General features: G+C 69.4%; 24 protein-coding genes. 8 read left to right on the forward strand and 16 right to left on the reverse strand.

Translation table 11 applies throughout. From position 1 onward, the window contains the following. From AB0B96_RS28270 to AB0B96_RS28290, 5 genes are all read left to right on the forward strand, one after another. Positions 1 to 530 (forward strand): hypothetical protein (locus AB0B96_RS28270; RefSeq protein WP_362903377.1); only part of this gene is annotated, 530 nt, incomplete at its 5' end. A gap of 156 nt (positions 531 to 686) precedes the next feature. Beyond that, complete coding sequence (locus AB0B96_RS28275) at positions 687 to 1,220, forward strand: hypothetical protein (protein ID WP_362903379.1); 534 nt, start codon at positions 687 to 689, stop codon at positions 1,218 to 1,220. Between the two features lie 112 nt (positions 1,221 to 1,332). Beyond that, a complete protein-coding gene (locus AB0B96_RS28280; protein ID WP_362903381.1) occupies positions 1,333 to 2,508 on the forward strand; it encodes a sensor histidine kinase in 1,176 nt (391 codons plus the stop codon). 5 nt (positions 2,509 to 2,513) lie between these two features. Next, positions 2,514 to 3,200 carry a response regulator transcription factor gene (locus tag AB0B96_RS28285; RefSeq protein ID WP_362903383.1) on the forward strand — a complete coding sequence of 229 codons (687 nt, stop codon included), beginning with the start codon at positions 2,514 to 2,516 and terminating at the stop codon, positions 3,198 to 3,200. Positions 3,201 to 3,236: 36 nt separating this feature from the next. Then, positions 3,237 to 4,520 (forward strand): nitrilase-related carbon-nitrogen hydrolase, encoded by a 1,284-nt coding sequence (locus AB0B96_RS28290; RefSeq protein ID WP_362903385.1) that lies wholly within the window; start codon positions 3,237 to 3,239, stop codon positions 4,518 to 4,520. 30 nt (positions 4,521 to 4,550) lie between these two features. On the opposite strand, the gene AB0B96_RS28295 is transcribed toward AB0B96_RS28290, so the two are convergent. Then, positions 4,551 to 5,273, reverse strand: a complete 723-nt coding sequence (locus tag AB0B96_RS28295; protein ID WP_362903387.1) for a hypothetical protein — start codon at positions 5,271 to 5,273, stop codon at positions 4,551 to 4,553. On the opposite strand from AB0B96_RS28295, the gene AB0B96_RS28300 reads away from it, so the two are divergent. After that, on the forward strand, positions 5,262 to 6,038 hold the full coding sequence (locus tag AB0B96_RS28300) for an HNH endonuclease family protein (RefSeq protein ID WP_362903389.1): 777 nt from the start codon (positions 5,262 to 5,264) through the stop codon (positions 6,036 to 6,038). The genes AB0B96_RS28295 and AB0B96_RS28300 overlap by 12 nt on opposite strands. A gap of 41 nt (positions 6,039 to 6,079) precedes the next feature. Here the strand turns inward: AB0B96_RS28300 and AB0B96_RS28305 are convergent, their stop codons facing one another. Beyond that, positions 6,080 to 7,537 (reverse strand): RICIN domain-containing protein, encoded by a 1,458-nt coding sequence (locus tag AB0B96_RS28305; RefSeq protein ID WP_362903391.1) that lies wholly within the window; start codon positions 7,535 to 7,537, stop codon positions 6,080 to 6,082. Between the two features lie 655 nt (positions 7,538 to 8,192). On the opposite strand from AB0B96_RS28305, the gene AB0B96_RS28310 reads away from it, so the two are divergent. Next, on the forward strand, positions 8,193 to 8,576 hold the full coding sequence (locus AB0B96_RS28310) for a VOC family protein (protein WP_362903393.1): 384 nt from the start codon (positions 8,193 to 8,195) through the stop codon (positions 8,574 to 8,576). A 15-nt stretch (positions 8,577 to 8,591) separates the two neighbouring features. On the opposite strand, the gene AB0B96_RS28315 is transcribed toward AB0B96_RS28310, so the two are convergent. The 12 genes from AB0B96_RS28315 to AB0B96_RS28370 form a co-directional block, all read right to left on the reverse strand. Beyond that, positions 8,592 to 9,296 (reverse strand): helix-turn-helix domain-containing protein, encoded by a 705-nt coding sequence (locus tag AB0B96_RS28315; RefSeq protein WP_362903395.1) that lies wholly within the window; start codon positions 9,294 to 9,296, stop codon positions 8,592 to 8,594. A gap of 85 nt (positions 9,297 to 9,381) precedes the next feature. After that, positions 9,382 to 10,893, reverse strand: coding sequence for an FAD-binding protein (locus AB0B96_RS28320; protein WP_362903397.1), 1,512 nt, complete (start codon positions 10,891 to 10,893; stop codon positions 9,382 to 9,384). 27 nt (positions 10,894 to 10,920) lie between these two features. Further along, positions 10,921 to 11,802, reverse strand: coding sequence for an amidohydrolase family protein (locus tag AB0B96_RS28325; RefSeq protein WP_362903398.1), 882 nt, complete (start codon positions 11,800 to 11,802; stop codon positions 10,921 to 10,923). Positions 11,803 to 11,910: 108 nt separating this feature from the next. Beyond that, positions 11,911 to 12,333, reverse strand: a complete 423-nt coding sequence (locus AB0B96_RS28330) for a MaoC/PaaZ C-terminal domain-containing protein (RefSeq protein ID WP_362903399.1) — start codon at positions 12,331 to 12,333, stop codon at positions 11,911 to 11,913. Then, positions 12,330 to 12,767, reverse strand: a complete 438-nt coding sequence (locus tag AB0B96_RS28335; RefSeq protein WP_362903401.1) for a MaoC family dehydratase N-terminal domain-containing protein — start codon at positions 12,765 to 12,767, stop codon at positions 12,330 to 12,332. The genes AB0B96_RS28330 and AB0B96_RS28335 overlap by 4 nt, the downstream gene beginning before the upstream one ends. Next, a complete protein-coding gene (locus tag AB0B96_RS28340; protein WP_362903403.1) occupies positions 12,764 to 14,461 on the reverse strand; it encodes an AMP-binding protein in 1,698 nt (565 codons plus the stop codon). Before AB0B96_RS28340 ends, AB0B96_RS28335 begins: the two co-directional genes overlap by 4 nt. Further along, positions 14,454 to 15,626: an acyl-CoA dehydrogenase family protein gene (locus AB0B96_RS28345; protein WP_350942197.1), complete on the reverse strand. Its 1,173-nt coding sequence runs from the start codon at positions 15,624 to 15,626 to the stop codon at positions 14,454 to 14,456. The genes AB0B96_RS28340 and AB0B96_RS28345 overlap by 8 nt, the downstream gene beginning before the upstream one ends. Before the next feature lie 22 nt (positions 15,627 to 15,648). Then, on the reverse strand, positions 15,649 to 16,848 hold the full coding sequence (locus AB0B96_RS28350) for an FAD-dependent oxidoreductase (RefSeq protein ID WP_362903406.1): 1,200 nt from the start codon (positions 16,846 to 16,848) through the stop codon (positions 15,649 to 15,651). Next, positions 16,848 to 17,996, reverse strand: a complete 1,149-nt coding sequence (locus AB0B96_RS28355; protein WP_350942200.1) for an alpha/beta hydrolase — start codon at positions 17,994 to 17,996, stop codon at positions 16,848 to 16,850. The genes AB0B96_RS28350 and AB0B96_RS28355 overlap by 1 nt, the downstream gene beginning before the upstream one ends. Positions 17,997 to 18,050: 54 nt before the next feature. After that, on the reverse strand, positions 18,051 to 18,551 hold the full coding sequence (locus tag AB0B96_RS28360; protein WP_362903408.1) for a VOC family protein: 501 nt from the start codon (positions 18,549 to 18,551) through the stop codon (positions 18,051 to 18,053). 79 nt (positions 18,552 to 18,630) lie between these two features. Then, positions 18,631 to 19,728 (reverse strand): zinc-binding dehydrogenase, encoded by a 1,098-nt coding sequence (locus tag AB0B96_RS28365; protein WP_362903410.1) that lies wholly within the window; start codon positions 19,726 to 19,728, stop codon positions 18,631 to 18,633. A 31-nt stretch (positions 19,729 to 19,759) separates the two neighbouring features. Then, positions 19,760 to 21,262 carry an aldehyde dehydrogenase family protein gene (locus AB0B96_RS28370; RefSeq protein WP_362903412.1) on the reverse strand — a complete coding sequence of 501 codons (1,503 nt, stop codon included), beginning with the start codon at positions 21,260 to 21,262 and terminating at the stop codon, positions 19,760 to 19,762. Positions 21,263 to 21,426: 164 nt separating this feature from the next. On the opposite strand from AB0B96_RS28370, the gene AB0B96_RS28375 reads away from it, so the two are divergent. Beyond that, complete coding sequence (locus AB0B96_RS28375; protein ID WP_362903414.1) at positions 21,427 to 22,428, forward strand: aldo/keto reductase; 1,002 nt, start codon at positions 21,427 to 21,429, stop codon at positions 22,426 to 22,428. A 21-nt stretch (positions 22,429 to 22,449) separates the two neighbouring features. Here AB0B96_RS28375 and AB0B96_RS28380 read toward each other — a convergent pair whose 3' ends face one another. Together AB0B96_RS28380 and AB0B96_RS28385 are read right to left on the reverse strand one after the other, a co-directional pair. Continuing rightward, complete coding sequence (locus AB0B96_RS28380) at positions 22,450 to 23,331, reverse strand: CoA-transferase (protein ID WP_350942209.1); 882 nt, start codon at positions 23,329 to 23,331, stop codon at positions 22,450 to 22,452. Continuing rightward, a complete protein-coding gene (locus AB0B96_RS28385) occupies positions 23,328 to 24,914 on the reverse strand; it encodes an AMP-binding protein (RefSeq protein ID WP_362903416.1) in 1,587 nt (528 codons plus the stop codon). The genes AB0B96_RS28380 and AB0B96_RS28385 overlap by 4 nt, the downstream gene beginning before the upstream one ends. Positions 24,915 to 24,924 lie beyond the last annotated feature (10 nt).

Genomic DNA, 24,924 nt, shown 5'->3' on the forward strand with positions numbered 1-24,924 from the left:
ACGCTGACAGGGCCGACCTCAACGGCATCAACACTGAGTGGGTGCAGGGGCGGAGCGCCGATGATGGGAAGGTTACTTTTCCCAAGGATGGGCTTGATGTTCGTCAGGGGAGTGGGGCGTGGGGGACTGTGCACGCTGACAAGGCCGACCTCAACGGCATCAACACTGAGTGGGTGCAGGGGCGGAGCGCCGACGACGGATGGATCAGCTTCCCCAAGGAAGGCCTGAACGTGCGCAAGGGGGCCGGACAAACCTGGGGAACCGTGTTCGCTGACAAAGCCGACGTGAACAGCGTGACCACCAGCCAAGTCAACGGAGCAGGCGAGGGCAGGGGATACATCCAGTTCTTGGAACAGGACAAGGGCGTGCGGATATTCGGTGGCGTGTCCGCCGGCTGGATACGGGGACTTAATGATGACGAGGCATGGATTCGCTTCAACAACAAGGGCATATGGGTGCTCAAGAACCAGAACGGCGAGCGCGCGAGCGCGAACGTGGATTGCGCCACGGTCAATGAGCGGCCTACATGATCACGGTGTGATCAGCACTGTCGACGGGTGACAGGCACTCGCCGACGTCGAAGACCACAGCGCGGATCATGATACGAGCCTATTGGAGTTCCAGGTGTGTCGGTCGGTTCACCATTGGTCACGACGGATCGACCGGCCGGTAAGGAGCCTGGACAATTGCCTGACATGATGGGGATTTCCGGCTTCGAGCCGACCTTTCTCGTCGGACTCGAAGCCGTCCGTGAGCGACACGGGCCAGGTCTGGCCGCGCTTGGTGGCCGACGTCTGACGGGATTCGCGCTCGTGCGTTTTGTCGAGGACGGGGACTGGTACGCCGATTGCCCGATCGTCCTGGACTTCGACGGTGTCCAGGTCGAGATCTGCCACTCGAAGTTCGATGAGCTGTCGATCGGCTGGAACACCATCGACACGACGGTCGCCATCAGTGGCTGGGAGTGGGACGAGCTCACCCCGGTGTGGTCCAGCGCCGACGAGCGGCTTGAGCCGTTCGTCGGCCTGGAACTGCGCGAAGTCGCTCTGCTCGAGTGGCGGCCGTCATCATGTCATGACCTGGCGGACGGCACCCTCGCTGTGGAGTTCGCCTTCGATGCCGGTCGTTTCCACATCGCCAACGCTCTTGATGAGAACAGCATCGATGTCGGCGATGCCCATCCAGAATTCGTGCGGCACCGATTGGTATCTGACGCGTAGCCCTCCCAAGAGAGGTGCCCGGACCAAGGGGTAGGACCCTGCAGGCTGCGTGGCGGGAATGATCACTCTTGAGAGTGAGGGCAGCGGGCGGACGGATCCGGATAATGGGCGGATGTTTGCGGCGGGCCGGACCGACAGGATGGTTGACGGGGCGCTCGCGGTGGGCGTGGTCCTGGCCACGGTGATGCCGCTTGTTCTGCCCGATCCCGATCCGTGGTGGATCATCGGGCTGGGGCTGCTGGCGTCGGTGCCGGTGGTGTGGCGCAGGCGGGCGCCGATGGTGGTGGCTGTGGTGGTCGGGGCGGCGATGTCGGTGTTGGTGACATGGGAGAAGCCGTTGCTGCCCTTCGGGCCGCTGCTGGCCGTCTACACGATCGCCGACCTGAGTCCCACGTGGAAGAGGCTGGCGGCGATTCCGGCGATCGTGGCGACGGTGGGGACCTCGTTGGTGCTGCCGGGGGAGAACGACGAGACCTTTCGGCTGGTGGGGACCGCCTTCGTGGCCGCCTACGCGCTGGGCACCAGTGTCAGGGCGAGCCGCTCGCGAGCCGCCGAGCTGACCGAGCGGGCGCGGCGGCTGGAGCAGGAGCACATCGCGGCGGCGGCCGAGGAACGCACTCGGATCGCGCGCGACATGCATGACATCATCACCCATTCCGTTGGGCTGATGGTGGTCCAGGCCGAAGCCGGGCCGGTGGTGGTGCGCGGCGACCCGGACAGGGCCGAAGCGGTTTTCGACGCGATCGCCGACATGGGAAGAGGTGCGCTGGCCGAGCTCCGGGGGGTGCTCACCACGCTGCGGACCCCTGGCGAAGGCGGCGGACCGGTGTGCGGCCATGACGGCGACGGCGGACCGGTGTGCGGCCATGCCGACGATGGCGGACCGGTGTGCGGCCATGCCGAAGAGCGCCTGAGCGAGTCACTGTTCCAGCCGCGTCTGGCCAACCTCCCCGCGCTGCTCGACCGCAGCGGTCTCGATGTGGTGAGTACGACCGCCGGTATCCCGCGCCCGGTCGCCGAAAGCGTTGAGGCGGCCGTCTACCGGATCGTTCAGGAGGCGCTCACCAACGTGCGCAAGCACGCCGGGACGCGTGCCGTACGCCTCGCTCTGACCTGGGGGGAGCGCCTGACGGTGGAGATCACCGACGACGGGCGAGGGCCGGGCGAGCGCGGCGGGTACGGGCTGGCCGGGATGCGAGAGCGGGCGGCGGCATGCGGCGGGACGCTCAGGGCCGAGGCTGGGCGGGACGGGGGGTTCACGGTGAGAGCCGAATTTCCGCTTGAATAGCCCGCATGTTGCGGGTGCTCATCGCCGACGACCAGGACCTCTTCCGTGCGGCGTTCGGGCTGATCCTGGGGGCGCAGCCGGACATGGAGGTGGTCGGCGAGGCCGCCGACGGCGAGGAGGCGATCGCCGCGGCCCGGCGGCTCCGGCCGGACGTGGTCCTGATGGACGTGCGCATGCCGGGCAGGAACGGCATCGAGGCGACCAGGGAGATTTGCGCCACCACCACTGCCAAGGTGCTCGTGTTGACCATGTTCGATCTCGACGAGTACGTCTACGACGCGGTCCGGGCGGGGGCGAGCGGTTTCCTGCTGAAGGACATCCGGCGCGACGAGCTGGCCCACGCCGTCCGTACCGTCGCCTCGGGTGAGGCCCTGCTGGCTCCGGCGGCGACCAGGAGGCTGCTTGAGGACCTGGTGCGCAGACCCGCCCACGGCGTCGCCCCCCGGCTGACGGCCAGGCTGGACGCGCTGACCGAACGCGAGCGCGAAACGCTGAGGCTGGTCGCGCACGGCCTGTCGAACGCGGAGATCGCCGCCGCGCTCGTGGTCACCGAGCACACGGTCAAGACACACGTCAGCCGCATGCTCACCAAGCTGGACCTGCGGGACCGGGTCCAGGCCGTGGTGCTCGCCTACGAGTCCGGGCTGGTGGTCGCCGGCAGGAGTGACAACGGAGATCACACCCGCGAGTGACGCGCCCGCGGGGTGGGGGAAAGCACGATCATCGGCATGGAACGCATCCTGCTCACCCTCGCCTCCGCCGTTCTGACGCACTTCGGCACCGGTCTCCACCCTGTCTGGTGGCTCACCTGGCTCGCGCCGCTCCCTGTCCTGTTCCTGGCGCGCCGGGCGGGCGGGGGTACGGCTTTCGTCGCGGGGACGCTGGTCTGGCTCGTCGGCCAGGCGCGGATGTGGCCGTACTTCACCGGACCCCTTGAAATGCCACCCGCTCTGGCCGCCGCCTTCATCGTCGGCCCCGCGCTCTGTTACGGCTTGGGCGTGCTGCTCTTCCGCACCCTGATCGTGCGCGGCAGACCGCTCCTGGCGGCGTCGGCCGTACCGGCCGTCTGGGTCACCGCCGAGTACGGCATGAGCCTCGCCGCGCCGCACGGGGCCTGGTGGAGCCTGGCGTACACGCAGGCCGACGTCCTGCCCGTGCTGCAGACCGCCTCGGTCACCGGGGTCTGGGGCATCACCTTCCTCCTGCTGTTCGTGCCCGCCTCCGTCGCGGTCCTGCGGCCACGCGCGGCGATGGTCTCGGGTGTGCTGGTCGCGCTCACGCTCGGCCACGGTCTCGTACGGCTCGCGACGCCCGCCGACACCGGGGGGCGGAAGGTCGCGCTGGTCGCGACGGACGACTCCGAGCAGCTCGTCCGCCGGTACGGCGAGGCCGTGGACGCCGCGGTGGCCCGCGGGGCGGAGATCGTGGTGCTGCCCGAGAAGGTTTTCAAGACCGTCGACCTGCCGTTCGCCCGTCCGGGCGTGGAGGTGGTCGCGGGGATCGCCATGGAGACCAACAGCGCGGTGAGCTATCCCTCCGGCGTGCGCTACGACAAGCACCACCTGATCCCCGGGGTGGAGCGCCGATTCCGGCCCGGCACCGGCCTGGCCTTCCTCGACGGCAATCGGCTCGGCCTCATCATCTGTAAGGATTTGGACTTCCCCGGCCTGGTCAGGGAGTACAGCAAGGCCGGTGCCGCCGCCCTGCTCGCGCCGGCCTGGGACTTCGGCGAGGACGCGTGGCTGCACAGCCGCATGGCGGTGGTGCGCGGCGTGGAGAACGGCCTGGCGGTGGCCCGCGCCGCACGCGGGGGATGGCTCACGGTCAGCGACGACCGCGGCCGGATCCTGACCGAGCGGCACACCGACATGACGGGCATGACCACGGTCATGGCCACCCTGCCTCAGGAGGGTTCGGCCACCCTCTACACCGTCCTGGGAGACTGGGCCGCATGGGCCTCGGCAGGATTGCTGCTGCTCGCGCTCGGTGCGTCGGCCCGGACGAATCCGTGAAGTCGGAACGCCCTCTTTCGTGCCTCCGTTCTAGTGATCGTCGCAACACGCCGGCTTGAAGGGGGTGCGATCTTGCTCTGGCAGGTAGGGGCTGAAATGGTCGGCGACGATCCCCGCGATCGTGGCGGCGTCGCGGGAACCGTCGACTTCGATCACGCGGATGCCGAGCCGGTGGGCGGTGCGGACGGCGTCCTCCGCGACGAGGCGGTCCCGGGTGAGGCGGTTGGCCTGTGCGCGGGCCGGATCGCTGACGCGGTGCCCGAGTGAGGCGGCGCGCGGTAGTTCCTGGGACTGGTGCCGGCGGAACTCCGGTGTGGGCACCATGACGACCATCCGGCGCGGTGAGTCGATGACGGGGGCGACGAGTTCGGGGCGGAGTCCCCAGCCTTCGGCGATGATCGGGTGGCCTGAGACGAGCGCGCGCAGGTCGTCCAGGGCCCATTCGAACCGGTCGGGGAAACCGGCCAGGGTCGTGGCGGCCATCTCCTCCGGGGTGGTGTGGACCCACATCTTGTCCGGGTCGGGCTCGGTGGCGGGCTCGCCGAGGGCGACGCGACGGGCGATCCGGCGATCGTTGTGACCGCGGGCGTCGTGGTGGTCGTAGTGGTAGACGGTGATGCGATATCGGACGGCCAGGAGCCGGGCCACGGTCGACTTTCCGGCCCATTGGCCACCGCCGATCCACAGTGCGCGGCGCAACGTGCCGAAGGGATCCCGGACTTCGCTGTCCGCAGGGGAGTCATGGCTGGTCATCCGGTGTCCTCCTATGGTGAGGTCGGCGTCGACAACCTCATGTCACTCGCCCACGCGGACATGTTCCTGCCGATTGCCGGGTCGGGGAGGTCGTCGGGTATAGGTAAAGTCATGATCTACCTGAGACGTGCAGCGCACACCGCCGTACTCACCTTCGTGCTCGTTCCGATCACCGCCGTCCTCACCACCCCGCAGGCGGCGGCCGAACCGCGTAAACGATCACAGGCGGAGTCCGCGGCCCTCGCCCGGCGCATGCTGGCTCAGCTCAAGGTCGCCAGGCCGCTGTCCATCCGGGGCTACGGCCGCGAGCGGTTCCAGTCCCGATCGGCGCACCGCAAGAGCAGGTGCAACACGCGGGAGCTGGTCCTGGCCCGCGACGGGCGGAACGTGCGCCGCAACGCGGCCTGCCATCCGGTCAAGGGGCGCTGGTACAGCCCGTACGACGGCAAGTGGCTGAAGAGCGAGAAGTACGTGGACGTCGACCACCTGGTGCCGCTCGCCTACGCCTGGCGTTCGGGCGCCAAGCGATGGAGCCAGGCCAAGCGGCGCGCGTTCGCCAACGACCTGGTCCGCCCCGAACTGCTCACCGTCAGCCACTCCGCCAACATCGCCAAGGGCGGCAAAGGTCCGCAGAGCTGGCGCCCGCAACGTCGCGCCCACTGGTGTCAGTACGCGACCTCGTGGATCACGGTGAAGCGCCACTACCGGCTCTTCGTGACCCGCAAGGAGAAGGTGGCCCTGCTCAACATGCTCCGCACCTGCTGAGGTTGGCGTTCGCCGGGGCCACCTTCACGTCAAGACGATCGTCAGACGGCCGTGCGCGACCACTGCTGGTTGGTGCCGCTGTTGCACGGATACTGCTTGAGGATCACGCCGTCCGCGGTCGATGCGGCGGGCACGTCCACGCATTTGTTGCTGTGTCGTGCCCGGAGCTGGAAGTAGGTGCCGTTGCTGACCATCTGGAAGTGCTGGTTGTTGCCGAGGCCGCAGGTGTACTGGACGAGCTCGGCGCCGTCGGCGGTCGAGGCGCCCACCACGTCAAGACACTTTCCGCTGTGGCGGCTGACGATGCGCCAGTAGCCGCTGCCGACGTCCTGGAACTGCCACTGCTGCCACGCGTTGCCGTTGTAGGTGTACTGGCCGACGCGCGCACTGTCGTTGGTGCTCGCTCCTTGGACGTCCATGGCCTTGCCGCTGTGGCGCGCGTTGATCCTGTAGGTCACCGTCGGCGGAGGGGTGACGTCGCCGACGGCGTCGCCCCAGGCGTACCGGACCCGGTTGGCGCCGTGGCCGTTGCGGACGGTCACGCTGAGGTTGGTGCCGCTGCCGCCCATGACGTACATCGAGTACCAGTCGTAGCCGATGGTGCCCGGCTTGCCGCCGAGGGCGGGCCAGTAGGTGCCGCCCATCTGGTTGTCCCGCATGACCTGGGCCATGGCGCGGAGGTAGCGTACGAAGTTGTCGGTGCTGGTCGGGTCGGCGTAGTTGAGGCCGGTGGACATCGGCGCGCCGAACTCGGTCGCGACCGCGCGGTGGGCGCAGTTGCCCAGACGTGTCTGGATGTGGTTCCGGAACTCGTCGTAGGTCATCGGGCCGTAGAAGAAGGCGTAGTAGTGGAAGGACAGCAGCGTCGAGTTGAAGCGGCTGTCGTTGCAGATGTCCCGCAGGTCCTGGCTGAAGCCGGTGCCGCCGATGAGCACCCGGCCGGGCACCGCCGAGGTGTGATAGCCGAGCCAGTTCGCCGCGACGTTGCGCCACTCCGTCGACGAGTAGCCGTGCGGCTCGTTCATCGGCTCGAAGTAGACGTTGCTGTTCGAGCCGTACGTGTTGATCACGCTGGACCACATCGTGTTCCAGGCGGCGAGGTTCGTGATCCTGCCACCTGAGGCGGCGCCGTCCTCCCAGTAGGCGAGGATGACCTTGAATCCGCGTTCGGCGGCGGCGTCGATGGCGCCGCGGTAGGAGTTCCACCAGGTCGTGTTGGCCACGGTGTGAGTGTTGATGGGCAACCGGATGGTGTTGATGCCCATGATGTATTCCATGTGGTCGTAGAGCGAGTTGGCCTTCGCGCGAACCGTCGCGTTGCTGTCGGACTGGCTCAGTCCCTGCACGACGAGCGTGCCGGTGCTGAAGTTGTCACCCAGTACGGCCCAGTTCATGCCTCGGAACTGGCTGGTCTCGGCATTGGCCGACGGTGCGGAGACGACGAGGCTGGTCGCCGCGGTGAGCGCGGTCACCACGAGGGTGATCAGTAATCGGCGCAACGACCGAATGCGCCGCGAGGATCCTGACGAGTAACCATCAGACGCCATGATCAGTGCCATGAATGTCCAATCACTGGAGGGGGAGGGACGCCGCGGGTGTCCTTCCCGGGAATCAGTAAGGAGACGGAGAGGGGCGACATCACAGCTGCGCGCTCACGGCTGGGCTCAGAGGTAAGGGGGCGTATCGGCGGACGCACGGAGAATTGTTAGCGATAACATCTCTTCGTGCATCTCGTCCCTGTGGGCTTGGCGGTGGGGGGATTGGTCCTTGATGAAGGCCCGACGATCGGGTCGCATTCGTGTTTCTATTGTATTTCCGCAAAGTGTCAGGGTTCGCAAGGTGGGATGTCAATATCTCGTTATCAGAAATTCGTCCCCATGCGGTCGACATTCCGCGGCGGCGACGATGCCGGTCTCCGGGTCGGAGACGGCTGTATCGCCTGTTCAGCCCTCTTCGGTGCTTGGCGGCCGGAATCTCCGTGGCCACTCACGACGAGGGCGCCCTCGTCGTCCGGACGGCCACCACGCGACCGGCGAAGCTCGGGCACCACCGCCTGGGAACGCGCCGCGGAGTCCGGCGGGGCACCCGAGCGGCCGTTACGGCCTCAAGATCACCGGAGCCTGCCTGCGAGGTGGGACGGGCATACTGTCGGCCATGGCTTCTCTTGTGCACCACGTGAGCATCGACTGTGCGGACACCTACCGGCTCGGAACCTTCTGGGCCGAGGTGCTGAACACCAAGATCGGCGAAGACGACCACCCCGGTGACCCCGAGGCACTGGTCGAGACGGAGGGCGTCTCGCTCCTGTTCATCGCCGTCCCCGAGGGCAAGACGGTCAAGAACCGGATCCACTTCGACATCCAGCCCACAGACCGCACTCGCGACGAGGAGGTCGAGCGCCTGCTCTCCCTCGGTGCCACCCTGGTCGCCGACCGCCGCCGTCCCGACGGCACCGGCTGGGTCACCCTCGCCGACATCGAGGGCAACGAGTTCTGCGTCGAGCGCAGCGCCGCCGAGCGCGCCGCCACCGCGTCCTGACTCGGGGACAGCCCGTCACTCCCGGGTGGTGATCTCCTTCGCGGTGGCGAGGAGGCGTTTGGCGGTGTGTTCGACGTCCAGGTCGACCATCGACACGATGCCGAGGCTCGCCTCGAGTGAGCGTCCCTCGCCGTCGTAGAGCGGCACGGCGATGCCGACCGCGCCCGGTGTCAGGTTTCCGCGCGACACCGCGTATCCGCACTTCCGCGCCTCGACGACCGCGGCCGGGTCGTCGGCCCTGGGCGGCCGGGCGAGCATGATGGCGAGGCCGCTCGCCCCCTGGTCGAGCGGATGCCGGGCACCGCTGCGCTGGGACAGATGGAAGATCGCGTCGGACGGCTCGACGACCGCCAGCACCACGGCGTCGGCCCCCTCCGACATGACGCACTGCGTGGTGACGCCGAGCTCTTCGGCCAGCGTGCGCAGGTAGGGGATGACCGCGCGCTGGAGCTGCGGGTTGGCCTGCCGGGCGAGCTGGATCACGCCCAGCCCGAGCCGGTAGCGCCCCGAACTGCCCTCGGCGGCGAGGCGGTGACTGCGGAGCGTGGTGAGCAGCCGATAGACGGCCTGCCGGTGCATGCCCAGCGCCGTGGCCAGCTCCGCGACGGTCATGTCGCGGTCTTCCGCGGCGAGCAACTCCAAGAGCCTCAGGCCGCGATCCAAGGTCTGGGATCCGTTGCCCTGACCGGCGCCGTCTCCGGCGCGATCTCCAGCGCTCACGCCGAGCCACCTCCACCGCTGTCGGTTTTCCTAATGCGCACTGTATCTATATTGAACAAAGCCGATGTCACTTGTCGCATGAGAGTCAACTTATGACGGTCCGATCGGCTGCGGCATTACGTCCGGCTATCCGGCCGAACGCGAGACATTCGGCGATACTGCCGCCACCTGTCGGATAAAGCAGGCCATGTATTGATCCTAGCTCACCGGCGGAGTAGAGATTGTCTATCGAACCTCCGCGAATCGCGGCCACGCGTGCTTTCGTGTCGCGGCGCGGACCGCCGACCGTATGCGAGCCGCCCGGCCATAGCGGAACCGCGAAATAGCGGTCGCCGCCGAGCGGGGTCAGCGTGACGGGGTCGCGGCCGAAGTCGGCGTCGACGCCCGCCGCGCAGTGCTGGTTGTAGCGGGAGACCGTCTGCTCAAGCACGACCGGATCAAGTCCGCAGGATCGGGCCAGATCAGGGATTGACCTGGCCGAATGGATCCAGCCACGCCGCAGTTCCGCCTCGTTGTCCGCACTCCAGGCGTAGTCTCGCACCGGTCCGGCGGGGCCCGAGTAGGTCGGGACCAGCGTCGCCCGCTCGAAACGGGCTTGATCGAATATCCACCACGTCGGAATCCTCGGGTAAGTGAGCTGATCGGCATCCATCGCCAAAAGCGCCAGATGGGCGGCGTGCTGCTTTCCCGGTTCGCGGATGAATCGCCGGCCCGACCCGTCGACGAAGATCGAACCCGGTGCGGGCTCGCCCTCGGCCGGCCCGAACCGGCCTGATCCCCACAGATCGACGGCCGTTCCCCCGGTGTATCCGTCGCCGGGGAATCTCGCTACGAAATGCCCTGGCCAAACATTCATGTGCCACAGTTCGGCGCCGATTTCCGTCGCCATGACGATGCCGTCCCCGGTGTTGTGCTCGGTGCCGTAGAAATGCACCGGAGTGACCGGAAGGTAGTGCGTTTTGAGCCGTTCATCGGCCTCGTAGCCGCCGACCGCGAGCACGACGCCGCGGCGTACGCCGATCCGTCGGACCCCGTCGGCGCCGTCGGTCTCCACCCCGACGACCGCGCCTCGCGCGTCGGTGAGCAGCCACCTGGCCGCCGTCGCGTACCGGACCTCGATCCCACGCTCGGTGACCAGGCTCCGCAGGAAGCCGTGCATCGGGCAGCCGGTGTAGCCGTCGGGCCCGCTCGTGGGCTGCGCCTTGTAGACGCGGATCGACTCGTGGCCGGGCAGGGTGGGGTGCTCGCCGCGGATGTCCAGTTTGAGGTACTTGCCGCCGTGCCGGTCGAGCCAGGCCGGGGTGGCCGCCGTCTCCTCCGCCCAGGTGCGGATCAGGTCGGGGTCGATCGTGGCCAGCTCGCCGTTGACCGCGTACAGCGCGGACAGGTACTCGACCGCGCCGTCGACGTCCTCGGGCACGAGGAAGAAACCGGCGGCGTAGCGGCTGTTGGGCCGGTGGTCGTCGGCGGGTTGCTTCTCGATGACGAGCACTTCCGCGCCCTCGTCGTGAGCGGTCACCGCGGCGACCGCGCCGGCGTCGCCCAGACCGAGTACGACGACGTCGACGGTTCGATCAAAGGGACCGGTGTGGTGCATCGCGACCTCCTTGGCCGGGGGCTGTCGTCACGACTGTCCGGTGAGTCCGAACAGCTTGGCCGCGTTCTCCTTGAGGATCTTCGGGCGGATCTCGTCCCGGATGTCGATCTTGGCGAAGTCGGCCAGCCAGCGCTCCGGAGTGATCATCGGGAAGTCCGACCCGAAGAGCACCTTGTCCTTGAGCAGCGTGTTCGCGTACTGCACCAGCTGGGGCGGGAAGTATTTCGGCGACCACCCTGACAGGTCGATGTACACCTTCGGCTTGTGCATGGCGACCGAGAGCGCCTCGTCCTGCCAGGGGAACGACGGGTGCGCGAGGATGATCTGCAGGTCGGGGAAGTCGGCGGCCACGTCGTCGACGTGCATCGGGTTGGAGTACTTCAGCCGCAGCCCGCCGCCGCCCGGGGTGCCCGCACCGGCGCCGGTCTGGCCGGTGTGGAACAGCGCGGTGAGCCGGTGCTCGGCGATGACCTCGTAGAGCGGGTAGGCCATCCGGTCGTTCGGGAAGAAGCCCTGCGTGGTGGGATGGAACTTGAAGCCGCGGACGCCGTGCTCCTCGATCAGCCGCCTGGCGGCCCGCACGCCCGCCGCGCCCCGATGCGGATCGACGCTCGCGAACGGGATGAGCACGTCGCCGTGCAGTGCCGCCTGTTCCGCGATCTCCTCGTTGGTGGGCGTCTGCTCCCGGCCGCTGACGTGCATCGAGTCGACGCCGAAGACGATCGCCGCCATGTTCCGCTCGCGGTAGTACTCGGCGATCATGGGGACGGTGAACCTCTTGACCGCACCGGCCTTGAAGTAGTCGGCCATCGCCGCGAAGTTGTCGTTTCCCGGCTTCGGCGCCTCGTGGACGGAGAGCTGCACGTGGGTGTGCACGTCGATCGCGTCGAGCGCGGCGATGTCCATCATGTCGCCTCGCCTTCGTCGGAGCTGATCGCGATGGTGGTGCCTGACATGTCCGTCACGTCGCCTCGCCTTCATCGGAGCTGATCGCGGTGGCGGTGTCTGACATGTTCGTCACGTCGCCTCGCCCTCGTCGGTGACGATCGCGGTGGCGGTGCCGGACAGCACCTCCACGCCCGCCGCGTTCACCGCCGAGACGGTGAGCTCGGCGCGTCGTTGCCCGTCGACCGTGTCCACCGAGGTCACGGTCGCCGTCGCGGTGATCGTGTCGCCGGGCCAGACGGGCGCCTTGAACCGGGCCCGGTAGCGCCGGATGTTCTCGTGCCCGAACCAGTCGGTCAGCACGCGGCCGGCCAGGCCCATGGTGAGCATCCCGTGCGCCATGACGGTCGGGTTGCCGGCGATCTGGGTGGCGAACGGCTCGTCGGTGTGCAGCGGGTTGAAGTCGCCACCGGCACCGGCGTACATCACGATCTGCGTCCGCTTGAGGTCCGTCACGACGACCCGGCGCACTTCCTGGTCGGTGGTCACGGTCATCGGCCCGCCTCCGGGGTGTCGTCGCTCTTGGGGGTGACCGTAACGGAGACCGTGGTCGAACGGGCGACCAGCTCTTCCTCGGCGTCGAAGAAGTCGACGTGCCGTTCGGCGAAGTTGAGCACGCCCTTCCCACCGGTCTTCTGCCACGTCTTTCCCTCCCGCTTGCGGGCCGTCAGTGTCTCGCCGATCCGGAGCGGGCGGAAGTACTCGAACTCCTGCTCGGCGTGCAGGCCGCCGCCTCCGCCGGACGACACGCCGGGTCCGGACCCGGAGCCGTTCCAGGGCCGGTCGGGGCGCATCCGCAGCCCCCAGTCCGGGTCGAACTGGGCGAAGGCGATCGGGAAGGTCGGCGGGACCACGTCGGCGTCCTCGCCCAGGGCGCGGGCGAAGGCCCGCACATGGCCCTGTTCGATCGGGAACGGTATGCCGGTCACGAGGCTGTCTCCTCTGCTTGCAGGTGGCGGGTCGCCACGTCACGGGCCGACGCGCGGTTGATCTTTCCGGCCGGGCTCCGAGGGAGCGAGTCCACCCTGACGATCCGGCGCGGGCGCTTGTAACCGGCGAGCCGCTCGGCCACGTGCCTGCTCAGTGTCTCGTCCTCGATGTCGCCGAGCGCGCTCGCCGGGGCGACGACGGCGGTCACGATCTGGCCCCAGCGGGGGTCGGGAACGCCGACGACGACGGCGTCGGTGATCTTCGGGTGGGTGAGCAGCGCCTCTTCGACCTCCTCGGGGAAGACCTTCTCTCCCCCGGTGTTGATCACGCCGTCGCCCCGGCCGAGCAGGATCAGCCTGCCGTCGGCGTCCAGCGAGGCGAGGTCACCGGGCGCCGAGTAGCGGACGCCGTCGATGACCCGCCAGACCCGCGCCGTCCGGTCCGGGTCCTTGAGGTACCCGACCGGCTGGGGTCCGGCGCTGGCCAGGATGCCGATCTGCCCGGTGCCCGGGGTGATGTCCTCGTCGTTCTCGTCGAGCACCCGGGCGACGGGGGCGAGCGTGAACCGCCCGTCCACCAGGTCGGCCTCCGAGCGAGCCAGGGCCATCCCGAAGGGGCCGCCCTCCGAAGCCGAGATGTTGTCGATCAGGGTGAGGTCGCCGCCGTGCCGCAGCAGTTCCCGCTTGACGCCGACGCTCCACACGACGCCGGAGCTGGTCATCTTGCGCAGGCTGCCGATGTCGTACGGCTTGCCCGCGCTCTGGGCGGCGGCGAGGGAGTCCACCAGCGGGCGGCCGAACGCGTCGCCGACGATGACCATCTCGGTGACCGCGTTCTGCTGCACGGTCCGCCACACCTCGTCCGCGTCGAGGGATTTGGAGGTGCAGAAGCAGATCGTGCCGCCGCCGTACAGGGAGCGCAGCGTCTGCAGCAGGCCGGTGCCGTGGATGAGCGGCGACATCGGCAGCACGACGGGGGCGGTGAACCTCTCGTGCAGTTCGCGTACCCGCGCCCGCACGTCGTCCGGTGTCTTCGGCGCGTCCATACCGTGCTGGCGGAAGACCGACGCGATGATGCCCAGCAGCCCGTCACGGTCCCAGACGACACCCTTCGGCCGGCCGGTCGTGCCGCCGGTGAGCAGGATGATGCCGTGCGGAGAGTCGGTGTCCGTCTCCCGGTGGACCGGGCCGTGCTCGGCCGCCCACTCGAAGGACAGCGCCGGTGCGGGCGGCTCGCCTGCCGATCCGACCTCCATGAGCAGGTTCAGGCCGGGAAGGTCGTCCATCCGCCGAACCTGGTCGGCCAGGCCGGTGTCGTAGACGAAGGCGACCGCGTCGGTGTAGTCGAGCACGTAGTGCAGCTCTGGGGCGAGATAGCGATAGTTGATGTTGACCGGCTGCGCGCCCAGCTTGAACGCGGCGAGGATGGTCTCCAGGTACGCGAACGAGTTGTACAGGGAGATGGCGACGGTCGAGCCGACGCCGACCCCGTGTTCCGACAGCACCCCGGCCAGGCGGGCGGCGCGGGCCTCCAGCTCGGTGTAGCCGATAGACCGGTCGCCCTGGATCATCGCGGGCCGATCCCCCGCGGCCTCCGCCGCGGCGCGCAGGGCCGTGGCGATGCTCATCTTCCGCTCGGTGAAGGAGCCGGTGAGGGAGTCGGCGGGGGAGGAGGTGGGGATGGGATCAGGCAAGGTGGCCTCCGATTCGGGTGTGACCGCGTAGCAGATCGCGCGAGATGATGAGCCGCTGCACCTCGTCGGTGCCTTCGAAGATGCGCATCGCCCGGACGGCGCGATACCAGCCTTCGAGGGGAAGCTCCTTGGTGTAGCCCATTCCGCCGTGGATCTGCAGTGCCCGGTCCACGACGCGGCCGACCATCGCGGTGCAGAAGAGCTTCGCCATCGCCGACGCGTGTCTGGCGTCGGCCCCCCGGTCGACGTCCCAGGCGGCCCGGAGGGCGAGCCATCGGGCCGCTTCGAGCTCGGTCTCCGAGTCGGCGATCATCCACTGGATCGCCTGGTTCCTGCCGATCTTGCGGCCGAAGGTCTCGCGCAGGCCGGCGTAGTCCACCGCCATCGTCAGGCAGCGCTCGGCGATGCCGACGCAGTGCGCGGAGATCACGTAACGTCCCTTGCCGACCCAGCGCATGGCGAGCTGGAAGCCGCCGCCGACCTCGCCGAGGACCTTGCCGGCCGGCACCCGTACGTCGTCGAAGGAGAGCGAGGCGGGCTGGTGCCAGCTGCCCATCGTGCTGATGGGCGAGGAGGTCCATCCCGCCTCCCGGTCGACGAGGAACGCGGTCGCCCCGTGGTGGGCACCCTTGTCCCGGTCGGTGAGCGCGATGACGATCGCGTAGTCGGCGTCGTGGCCGTTGCTGATGAAGGTCTTCTCGCCGCTGATCAGCCAGTCGTCGCCGTCCCGCCGCGCGTACGTGCTGATCGCCCCGGCGTCCGATCCCGCGCCCGGCTCGGTCAGCGCGAAGCAGCCGAGGCGCTCGCCCTCGATCGTCGGCTTCAGGTACTCCTCCTGCTGGGCGGCGTCCGCGCCGTACAGGATGTTGTCGGCCTCCCCGCCGAAGCGGAAGGGCACGCAGGTCTTCGCGAGCTCGATGTGGATCAGCGACTGGGTGACCGCGGGGAGCGCCATCCCGCCGTACTCCTCGGGTGTGCTGAGTCCCCAGAAGCCGAACTCGCGTGCCTTGGCCCGCAGCCGGCGCTCCTCGTCCCTCGGCAGCCTGGCGCCGCCCTCGCGCACCAGCCTGAGGAAGTCCTCCTCAAGCGGGAGGAGTTCCTTGGCGACGAAGGCGCGCACGGTGTCGCGGATGTCCCGCTGTTCGTCACTCAGCTCGAAGTCCATCGGGTCTCCTTCGGTACGCCGGTCATCGGGCCCGAGGCGGCAGGTCGTGGGCGCGTACGTTGGAGATCATCGCGGCGTCCATCATCCAGGTGTGGGCCCGCAGCGGGTCCGCCACGATCTCCGACATCTGGAGCTGGAACCTGCGCCGCTCGGACTCGTCCTGCTCGGCCATCGCGGTGGTCGTGCGGTGGGTGATCTCCTGCACCGCCTCGACCGCGGCCTTGCGCCTGCGGTGCGCCCAGGCGTCCAGCACGTCCGGGGCGGCCTCGCCGCGGAGCACCGCGCTGAGCTGGACGGACAGGTCGAACGCGTCGTGGATGCCGCCGTTGAGCCCCATGCCGCCCATGGGGCTGTTGACGTGCGCCGCGTCGCCGAGCAGCAGCACCCGGCCCCGGCGGAAGGTGTCGGCGACCCGCTGGTGCACGGAGTAGACCTTCCGTTCGCGCAGCGGCAGCTCGGGGTGGTCGCCGAAGACGCCGCGCAGCCGGTCGGCGACGTACCGGTCGGAGACGGCCTCCTCGCCGGTGACGTGGGGCGGCACCGAGACGACGAGCCGCCAGACGTCCGGCACCCGGAGGATCAGCAGGTGCTCCACCGGGTCGGCGATGTAGTTGACGTCACAGATCCCCGGCAGCAGCGTCTCCACCGGATAGTCGATGCTCAGCACGAGATAGCGATGCTCGTAGGTGAGCCCCTCGAACGAGCTGCCGAGCGCCTTGCGGACGGTGCTGCGCGCACCGTCGGCGGCGAGCACCCAGCGGGCCGCGACCTGCTCCCCCGACGCGGTGGTCAGCAGCGCGTCGTCCTCGCCCTGACGCACGTCCGTCACGCCCGTGGCCAGCCGCAGGTCGACCGGGGCGGGACACTCGCTGATCGCGTCCTTGAGGATCTGGGTGTACTTGTACTGTTCGAGCTGCAGTCTGAAGGGATAGTCGGTCTCGTCGGCGAGTGTGCCGAAGTCGAACTCCGCGATCAGCCCGTCGCGGCGGTCGTGCACCTGGTACTTCCGCGCGACGATGCCGGCCTCCAGCATCGTCGTGACGACGCCGAGGTCGCGGGCGATCTCGATCGTCGGCGGGTGGAAGGTCGAGGCCCGCCACTCGGTGCTGAGCCGGTCGCTCTCCTCGAAGACGGTGACGGACGCGCCGCGCCTGGCCAGCGCGAGGGCCGCGGTGAGCCCGACCGGGCCGGCGCCGACCACGGCCACGTCGAGGGTGCCCATCAGTTGCTCCACTCGGCGATGTGGTCGCACATGACCCTGGCCAGGTCGGGACGGCCCTGGAAGTAGTGGTCCGCCTCCTTGATCTCGACCAGCTCGCGCCTGTCGTGCGCGACGGCCTCGTACATGGTGCGGGCGTGGCTGGGGAAGGCGGCGCAGTCGGCCGATCCGTACACGACCATGACGGGCGCCTGCACCTGGGGAAGGGCGACGTAGGCGTTGGCCCGGCTGTGGTCGTAGCTCCACTGGCTCAGCCAGGAGCGCAGGCTGGTGAGGTGACCCAGCGACGCCGGCTGGAAGTTGGCCGCCCAGGGGCTGCCCCACAGGGTGCCGGTCCGCCGGTCGGAGGGGTCGAGGGCGAGGTCGAGGAAGCGCGGGTCGGCCGCCGTGCCGTGCACGACGAAGGGCAGGTCGTCGGGTGCGACCTTCTCCCCGTCCGCCGACTCGCGGATGTGTCCGCGCAGCGCTTCGAGCTGTTCGGTGACCCAGCCGGAGATCCGGCGGTTGCGGTCGATCTGGGCGCGGCGGTAGCGCTCGACGAACTCCTCGCCGTAGGCCGGCCCGTTCGCGGGGTTGAACATGTCGAGCGAGTCGTCCCGGTCGAAGGGCCGCTGCTCGTCGGTGACGGCCGGGTCGAGTCCTTCGGTGTAGACGACCGCCCGGCCGGGGTGCGCCATGGCCATGACGACCTTGTCGGCCGGGATGAGCCCGGCGCCGGCGAGGTCGACGGGGTCGCCGGCCGGGGTGTGGGTGATGGTCGGGTTCTCCGCCTGCGCCTGGTAGAGCGCGGCGAGGCCGCCGCCGCCGGAGTTTCCGACCAGGACGATCCGCTGGTAGCCCAGCTCGCGAAGGTGCCGGATCGCCGCGCCGATGTCCAGGAGGCAGTTCTCCATGATGAGCGCGGAGTCGTTGCCGACGTAGCGGGTGGCGAGCCCGACCGCGGCCACCCCGCGGTGGGCGAGCTCTTCCAGGGCGTAGTGACCGATGAAGTTGGACGCCGGATGCACGATCAGCACGGCGGTCGTGGGGGGCCGCAGATCGTTTTTCCAGAGGGTGGCCCAGATCTTCCCGCTCATCCGGGCGACACCGGAGTTGATGTCCAGGCGTCCGCCGGGCGTCATCGGTATGGGGAGTAGTTCGCGGGACAGCACGAGGCGGCTCCTGATCAGCGCGGATGGGGCGGGGATGGGGTCGGTGGCCGTGCGCTATCCGCGCGCGGTCCACTTCCGCAGCGTCTCGACGCCCGCGCGCGCGTCGGCGTCGTCGAGGGGGCGGGTCTGCAGTGTCAGCTCGATCCGGACCCCGTTCGGGTCGAAGAGGTAGAGGGACTCCCAGACCCCGTCGTGGTCGACGATGCCCACCGTCTCCACGCCCTTGGCCGCGAAGTGCGCCTGCCACTCGTGGAGCTCCTCCATGGAGTCGACGTTGAGTGCGATGTGCCGGACCCAGGAGGGCACCGAGTCGGGGCCGGGGTTGGGCATGTCGTCGACCTCGAAGAAGGCGATGGCGCTGCCGTCGCCGAGCCCGAAGAAGGTGTGCAGGTAGGGGGTGCGGGCTCCGCTGGAAGGCACCTCGTTCAGCTGGATCGCGGTGAGCAGCTCGCACTTGAGGACCTCGGTGTAGAAGTCGTGCGTCGCCTGGGAGTCCCACGTCGGATAGGCGATGTGGTTGAGCGAGCGGGGTGCGCGGAGATCGGCTGTCGCCATCATCTGATCCTCAGTGTGTCAATTATCGGACAAGTAGTCCGGAATTTGAATTGATTGTCTGTTCGTGCATGTCAACTTGTCAACTGCGCTCCGAAGGGATCACCACGCCGCGCAGCGCCTCTCCGGCCAGCAACCGGTCGTAACCCTCCTGCGCGTCGGCGAGGCCGAACGTGCCCGAGACGTACTCGTCCAGTGGCAACCGGCCGTCCAGATAGAGGCCCGCGAGCAGGGGCAGGTCCCGTGAGGCCACGCAGTCTCCCCAGATCGAGACCCGGATCGACCCGCCGGTGAGGAACAGCCGTCTCAGCTGCACCTCGGCCAGGTCCCCCTGCTTCGGGGCGCCGACGATCACCAGCCGTGAGCCGGGAGCCCGCAGGCCGTCCGCCGTCGCGAAGGTGGCGGGCCCGCCCACCGCGTCCAGGACGACGTCCGCGCCCATGCCGTCGGTGAGTTCGCGTACGCGTTCTCCGGGCTCCTGTCGGGACGCGTCGATCAGGTGGGTGGCGCCGAACCGCTCGGCGACGGCGAGTTTGCCGGGATTGGTGTCGATCGCGATGATCCGCCGCGCCCGCGCGTACGCGGCCCCGGCGACGGCCGCGATCCCCACGCCGCCGCATCCGATCACCACCACGTCGTCGGCCGGCCCGGTCTCGGCGGTGTTGACCGCCGCGCCGAAGCCGCTGGGCACGCCACAGCCGAGCAGCGCGGCTATCCGAGGCGGCACCCTCGGGTCGATCGCGATCGCCTGCCGGGCGGGTACGACGACCCGTTCGGCCAGGCCGCCGATGCCGAGCACCGGGGTCGCGGCGGCGCCGTCGCCGAGGCCGACCTTCGGCCGGCGGGGCAGCCGCGACGCGCACGCCGAGAGCCGTCCCGCGTGGCAGTGCTTGCAGGTCCCGCAGGCCACCATCGGCGCGACGACGACACTGGCACCCGCCACGACGCCCGTCGCGTCCGGCCCCAGGGCCTCGACGACGCCGGCCACCTCATGGCCGACCAGGTAGGGGAAGTCGGTCCCCGACGTGCCGTGCATGAAGTGCACGTCGCTGTGGCACAGCCCGCAGGCGGTCACCCTGATCAGCACCTCGTCGCCGGTCGGCTCCCGTAGCGGGATGTCCTCGACGTTCAACGGCCCGTGCGCCTCTCGGACGACGGCGCCTCGGTAGTGAGCGGGCATGGATCACTCCTCGGATCGGGGTGGCTGAAGGTCAGTACCAGCGGGGCGCGTCGGCCGCGGCGGTGTCCACGATCACCGTCTTGAGCTCCGTGTAGGCCTCGTGCCCCACCCGGCCGAGTTCTCGGCCGACGCCTGACAGGCCGACGCCGCCGATCGGGGCGTCCAGCGCCAGCGCCCCGTAGGAGTTGATCCAGAAATAGCCCGACCGCACGGCTCTGGCGGTCGTGAGCGCCCGGTCCAGGTCACGGGTCCAGCAGCCGCCCACCAGGCCGAACGGGGAGTCGTTGGCGAGCGCGACCGCCTGCTCCGCGCCGCTGAACCGCTGGACGGTGAGGACCGGTCCGAAGACCTCGTCGTACACGATGTCGGGCACCCGCGGCAGTCCCGAGGGGATCTCCAGCACGGTGGGCGCGACGAACGCGCCGTCGGGATGGACGTCGGCCGGCCGGCCACCGCCCGCCAGCACGCGCGCGCCCTGCTCCACGGCCGTGTCGATCATCGCGCGGACCCTCGCCGCCTCCCCCTCCGAGATCAGCGCGCCCAGCTGGGTGTCCGGCGCGAACGGGTCGCCGACCCTGATCGAGCGCGCCACGTCGGCGACCCGTTCGACGAACGCGTCCGCGACCGGGTCCTCGACCAGGAGCCGGGAGCCGGAGAAACATCGCTGACCGGCGTTGCGGAAGATGCCGCCGACCGTGGCGTGCAGGGCGGCGTCCAGGTCCGCGTCGGCGTAGACGATGTTCGCGGACTTCCCGCCGAGCTCCAGCAGCACCCGTTTCACCCCGTCCGCCGCCGAGGCCATCACCTGCCGGCCGACCGAGGTGCTGCCGGTGAACGACACCATGCTCACCCCGGGATGCTCGACCAGCCGGCGGCCCACCTCTCCCGCGCCCTGGACCACCTGGACGAGACCGTCGGGGAGTCCGGCGGCGGTGAGGATCCTGGCGAACACCGGCGCCGCGAGCGGGCTGAGCTCGGGCGCCTTGATCACGATCGCGTTGCCCGCCGCGAGGGCCGGGCCGGCCTTCTGCGCCGCGAACATGAGGGTGGTGTTGAAGGGGATGATCGCCGCCACCACCCCCACCGGCTCCCGGAAGGTCATCCGCAGCGTGGACCCGTCCGCCGGCAGGGTGATGCCTTCGAGGCCGGACGCCCAGCCCGCCGCACCGCGCAGGTGGGCCGCCGCCACGAAGACGTCGCCGCGCGCCTCCGCCAGCGTCTTGCCGTTGTCCAGCGCGACCAGGTGGGCGAGTCGCGGGGCCCGCGACTCGATCAGGTCGGCGGCCATCCGCAGGATCCGCGCGCGTTCGTGCGGGGAGGTGCGCGCCCAGGCGGGCTGGGCCGCGACCGCGCCGGCCACGGCCTCGTCGACGAAGTCGGCCGTCGCCGCCTCGACCTCGGCGATCGGCGAGCCGTCGCCCGGATGACAGGTCGTGAAGACCGGCCCGCCGCCACCGCGCAGAGCCCCGCCGACGAAGCTGTGCGCCGCCGGTAACTCCGCGACGGCGAGGTGCTCGGACAGGTTTGTGCTCATCGAGGAGACTCCTTGGGCGGATCCGTGGCGTGGCCCAGGTGCATGTGCGGTCAGAAGCGCGACTACCTGCCGGACCAGTGCTCTTTACCTCATCTGCTCACGAACGCTACCATCAAAATTCAAATATAGGACTCGTCGTCCGATAAATGGAATCAGGAGATCTCGTGGAGTTCACCAACCTCGGTCGCAGCGGTCTGACGGTCAGCCGGCTGGTGCTCGGCACCGACAACTTCGGCACCCAGACGACCGAGGAGGACGCGTCCAAGATCATGGATCACGCCCACGAGCTGGGGATCAACCTGATCGACACGTCCGACGTGTACGGCTGGCGGTTCGGCGAAGGACTGACCGAGCAGATCATCGGCCGATGGCTGTCCACCGGCGGGGGCCGCCGTGAGCGCACCGTGCTCAGCACCAAGCTGTACGGCCGGATGTCCGAGTGGCCGAACCACGCCGGCCTGTCCGCCCTGCACATCCGGCGCGCCTGCGAGGCGTCGCTCCGGCGGCTGCGCACCGACTACATCGACATCTACCAGATGCACCACATCGACCGATCGACTCCGTGGGACGAGATCTGGGAGGCGATGGACGTGCTCAAAACCCAAGGCAAGATCGTCTACGTGGGGTCGTCCAACCAGCCCGGCTGGCACCTCGCCGCCGGGCAGGAAGCCGCCGCCCGGCGCGGCCGCCCCGGTCTGGTGAGCGAACAGACCATCTACAACCTGCTCGAACGCACCGCCGAGCTGGAGGTCCTGCCCGCCTGCGCGCACTACGGCGTCGGCATGATGCCGTGGTCGCCGCTCGACGCCGGCCTGCTCGGCGGGATCCTCCGCAAGGAGCGGGAGAACCAGATGGGCACACCGCTCCCCGGAGCCAAGGTGGCGACCCACCGGGGCAAGCGACTGATCAAGCTGGACCGGCACCGCGCCGCCATCCAGGCGTTCGAGGACCTGTGCGACGAACTCGGCGAGAGCCCCGCCGACGTGGCGATGGCCTGGCTGCTGGGGCGGCCCGGCGTGACCGCGCCGATCATCGGGCCGCGTACCCTCGCCCAGCTCGACGCCGCCACCCGCGCCTTCGAGGTGTCCCTGGACGACAAGACGCTCGAGCGCCTCGACACCATCTTCCCCGGTCCCGGACCCGCGCCGGAGGCCTACTCCTGGTAGGCCCCCGGGCGGGCGCCCGGTTCAGCGGAACGTCTGCTGGAGACCCAGGAGGCGCCGGGCGCCCAGCTTGTCCAGATACTCCTGGTGGTCGTCGACCGAGAACACGTACTTCTCCAGATACTCCTTGGTCCGGTCCTGGGCGGCGAGGTCCCGGTACTCCACCAGCTGCTCACGGTCGTAGGCGTAGTGCCCCGGCGAGGACAGCGGGTGCGAGCCGTAGGGCGCGTGCGCGACGCTGTCGACGATCGCGCCGGGGATGGACACCAGGCGCGGATCTGGGGCCGGGGCGTACTCGTCCAGAATCTCGTCCGAGCTGATGACGACGTGGTCGCACGCCTTCGCCATCACGTCCTCGAACCGCCGCTGGCCGAAGACCTGCGCGTTGCCCTTACGGTCGGTGACCTGCGCGTGGAACAGCCCGTAGTCGGCGCGCAGGGCGGGGATGGTGGTCACCGTCTTTCCGGTGTACGGGTCGGTCGTGGACCGGATGTCCTTGTTGACCTTGGGCAGGTCGGTCCCCTCGTAGAGCGCGGGCAGCGGCAGGAACGGCAGCCGGCTGGCTCCGGCCCGGAACCCGTAGACGATGTAGGCCTCGTCCGCCTCGACGATCTCGATCGACCGGCTCTCCGCGGCGCGGCGGTAGTTCGGCGCCATGCCGAGGAACTCCAGCCCCACGTAGGAGACGTGCAGCCGCCGGACGCAACCGGCGGCGATCAGCATGTCCACCGGCGGGCCGCCGCTCGGCGTCGGGATCAGCTCCAGATCCTTGACCCCGCGCCGGATCAGCGCGTTCACCAGCGCCATCGGGCTGTTGTGGGAGTGCACGCCGCCCAGCGCGATCGTGGCTCCGTCGGGGATGCCGGCGACCGCCTCCTCGGGGGTCGTCACCTTGTTCGCGCTCATCGCCTGAACTCCTTAACCGGACCGGCGTCGCCGCCGGTCGTCACCTCGCCGAGCAGGCGCACCTCGGTGACGCGCTTCAGCTCGGCTCTCCTGATCTTGCCGCCCTCGTCGACCGGCAGGTCGGTCACGAACTCCACCTCGCGGGGCCGCTTGTAGCCGGCGAGCCGTTCCGCGCAGTAGTCGAGGACCTGCTGCTCCGTCAGTTCCTCACCCGGCGCCCGCTGCACCAGCGCCTTGACCGACTCGCCGAACCGCTCGTGCGGCACCCCGATCACCGCGGCGCGGGCGACGCCGGGGCAGGCCTGCAGCACCGCCTCGACCTCGCCGGCGTACACGTTCTGCGCCCCCGACCGGATCACGCCCTGCGCCCGGTCGGCGAGATAGATGTAGCCGCGCTCGTCCCGCCAGGCCATGTCGCCGAGCCGGAGCCAGCCGTCCTTGAGCACCGCGCGGGTCACCTCCGGCTGGCTCCAGTAGCCGGAGAACACGCTGGTCGCGCGGATCCGCATCTCGCCGGTCTCCCGTACGGCCACCTCGCGGTCCTCCGCGTCGAAGATCTTGACGTCGGCGAACGCGGCCGGTCTGCCCACCGGGACGATGGAGGCGGCCTCGGTGCGCAGGAAGTTGCGGTGGTCGTCCGGGGTGAGCAACGCCACGAAACCACCCGCCTCCGTCGCCCCGAACGCGTGGTAGAACTCCAGGTCCAGCGCCTGGGCCAGGGACCGGATCAGGCTCCAGGACACCGACGCGCCGCCGTACCCCACCAGCTTGAGCGCGCCCGCGCGGCGCAGGTCGAGGTCGGGCAGCGCCCGGACCAGGTCGACCAGCATGGTCGGTACCAGGAAGGCGTGCTCGACCCCGAACCTGTCGACGTCGTCGACGAACGCGGCCGGGTCGAAGCGCCGGCGCAGCAGCAGCGGGACGCCGAGGTAGGCGGTGGTCGTCACGAAGGACGCGCCGACCCCCAACGTCAGCGGCACCGAGATCCAGGTCGGGCCGCCGCGTGGCACGTTCACCTCGCACAGGTAGTTGGCCGTGCTGGCGAGCTGCTGGTCGTGCGTGGCCATGCAGCCCTTGGACGCGCCGGTGGTGCCGCTGGTGTAGCGCAGCGAGCGCAGGTCGCCGCCGGTGCCGGTTTCGGGCACGTCGCCCGGGTCACCGGAGGCGACGAGGCTCACGAACGACCCTTGGTCGTCGTCGCCCAGGCCGATGGTGTAGACGCCGCGGATGCCCGGCACCCCTCTCGCGGCCTCGACCGCGGCAGGGGTGTCGCAGATGACGAGGGACGCGCCCGAGTGGGTGAGGATCCTGGCGATCTCGGGCGCGGTGAACCGGGTGTTGATCCCCACGGTGATCAGGTTCGCCTTCCACGAGCCGTGGAAGGCCGTCACGATGTGGTGGCAGTTGGACATCACCAGCGCGACCCGCTCCTGCGCGCGGTATCCGAGCCCGATCAGCGCGTTGGCCAGCCGGTTGGTCTCGATGTCCAGCTCGGCCCAGGACAGCTGGGCCTGGTCACAGATGACTGCGGGCAGCGGGCCGCGTCGTACCGCGTTCTGCCGCAGAAGGTTCTCGATTCGCATGGGTGTCCGT

This window comes from Streptosporangium sp. NPDC049046, from assembly GCF_040649155.1.
In the GTDB taxonomy this organism is placed as follows: domain Bacteria; phylum Actinomycetota; class Actinomycetes; order Streptosporangiales; family Streptosporangiaceae; genus Streptosporangium.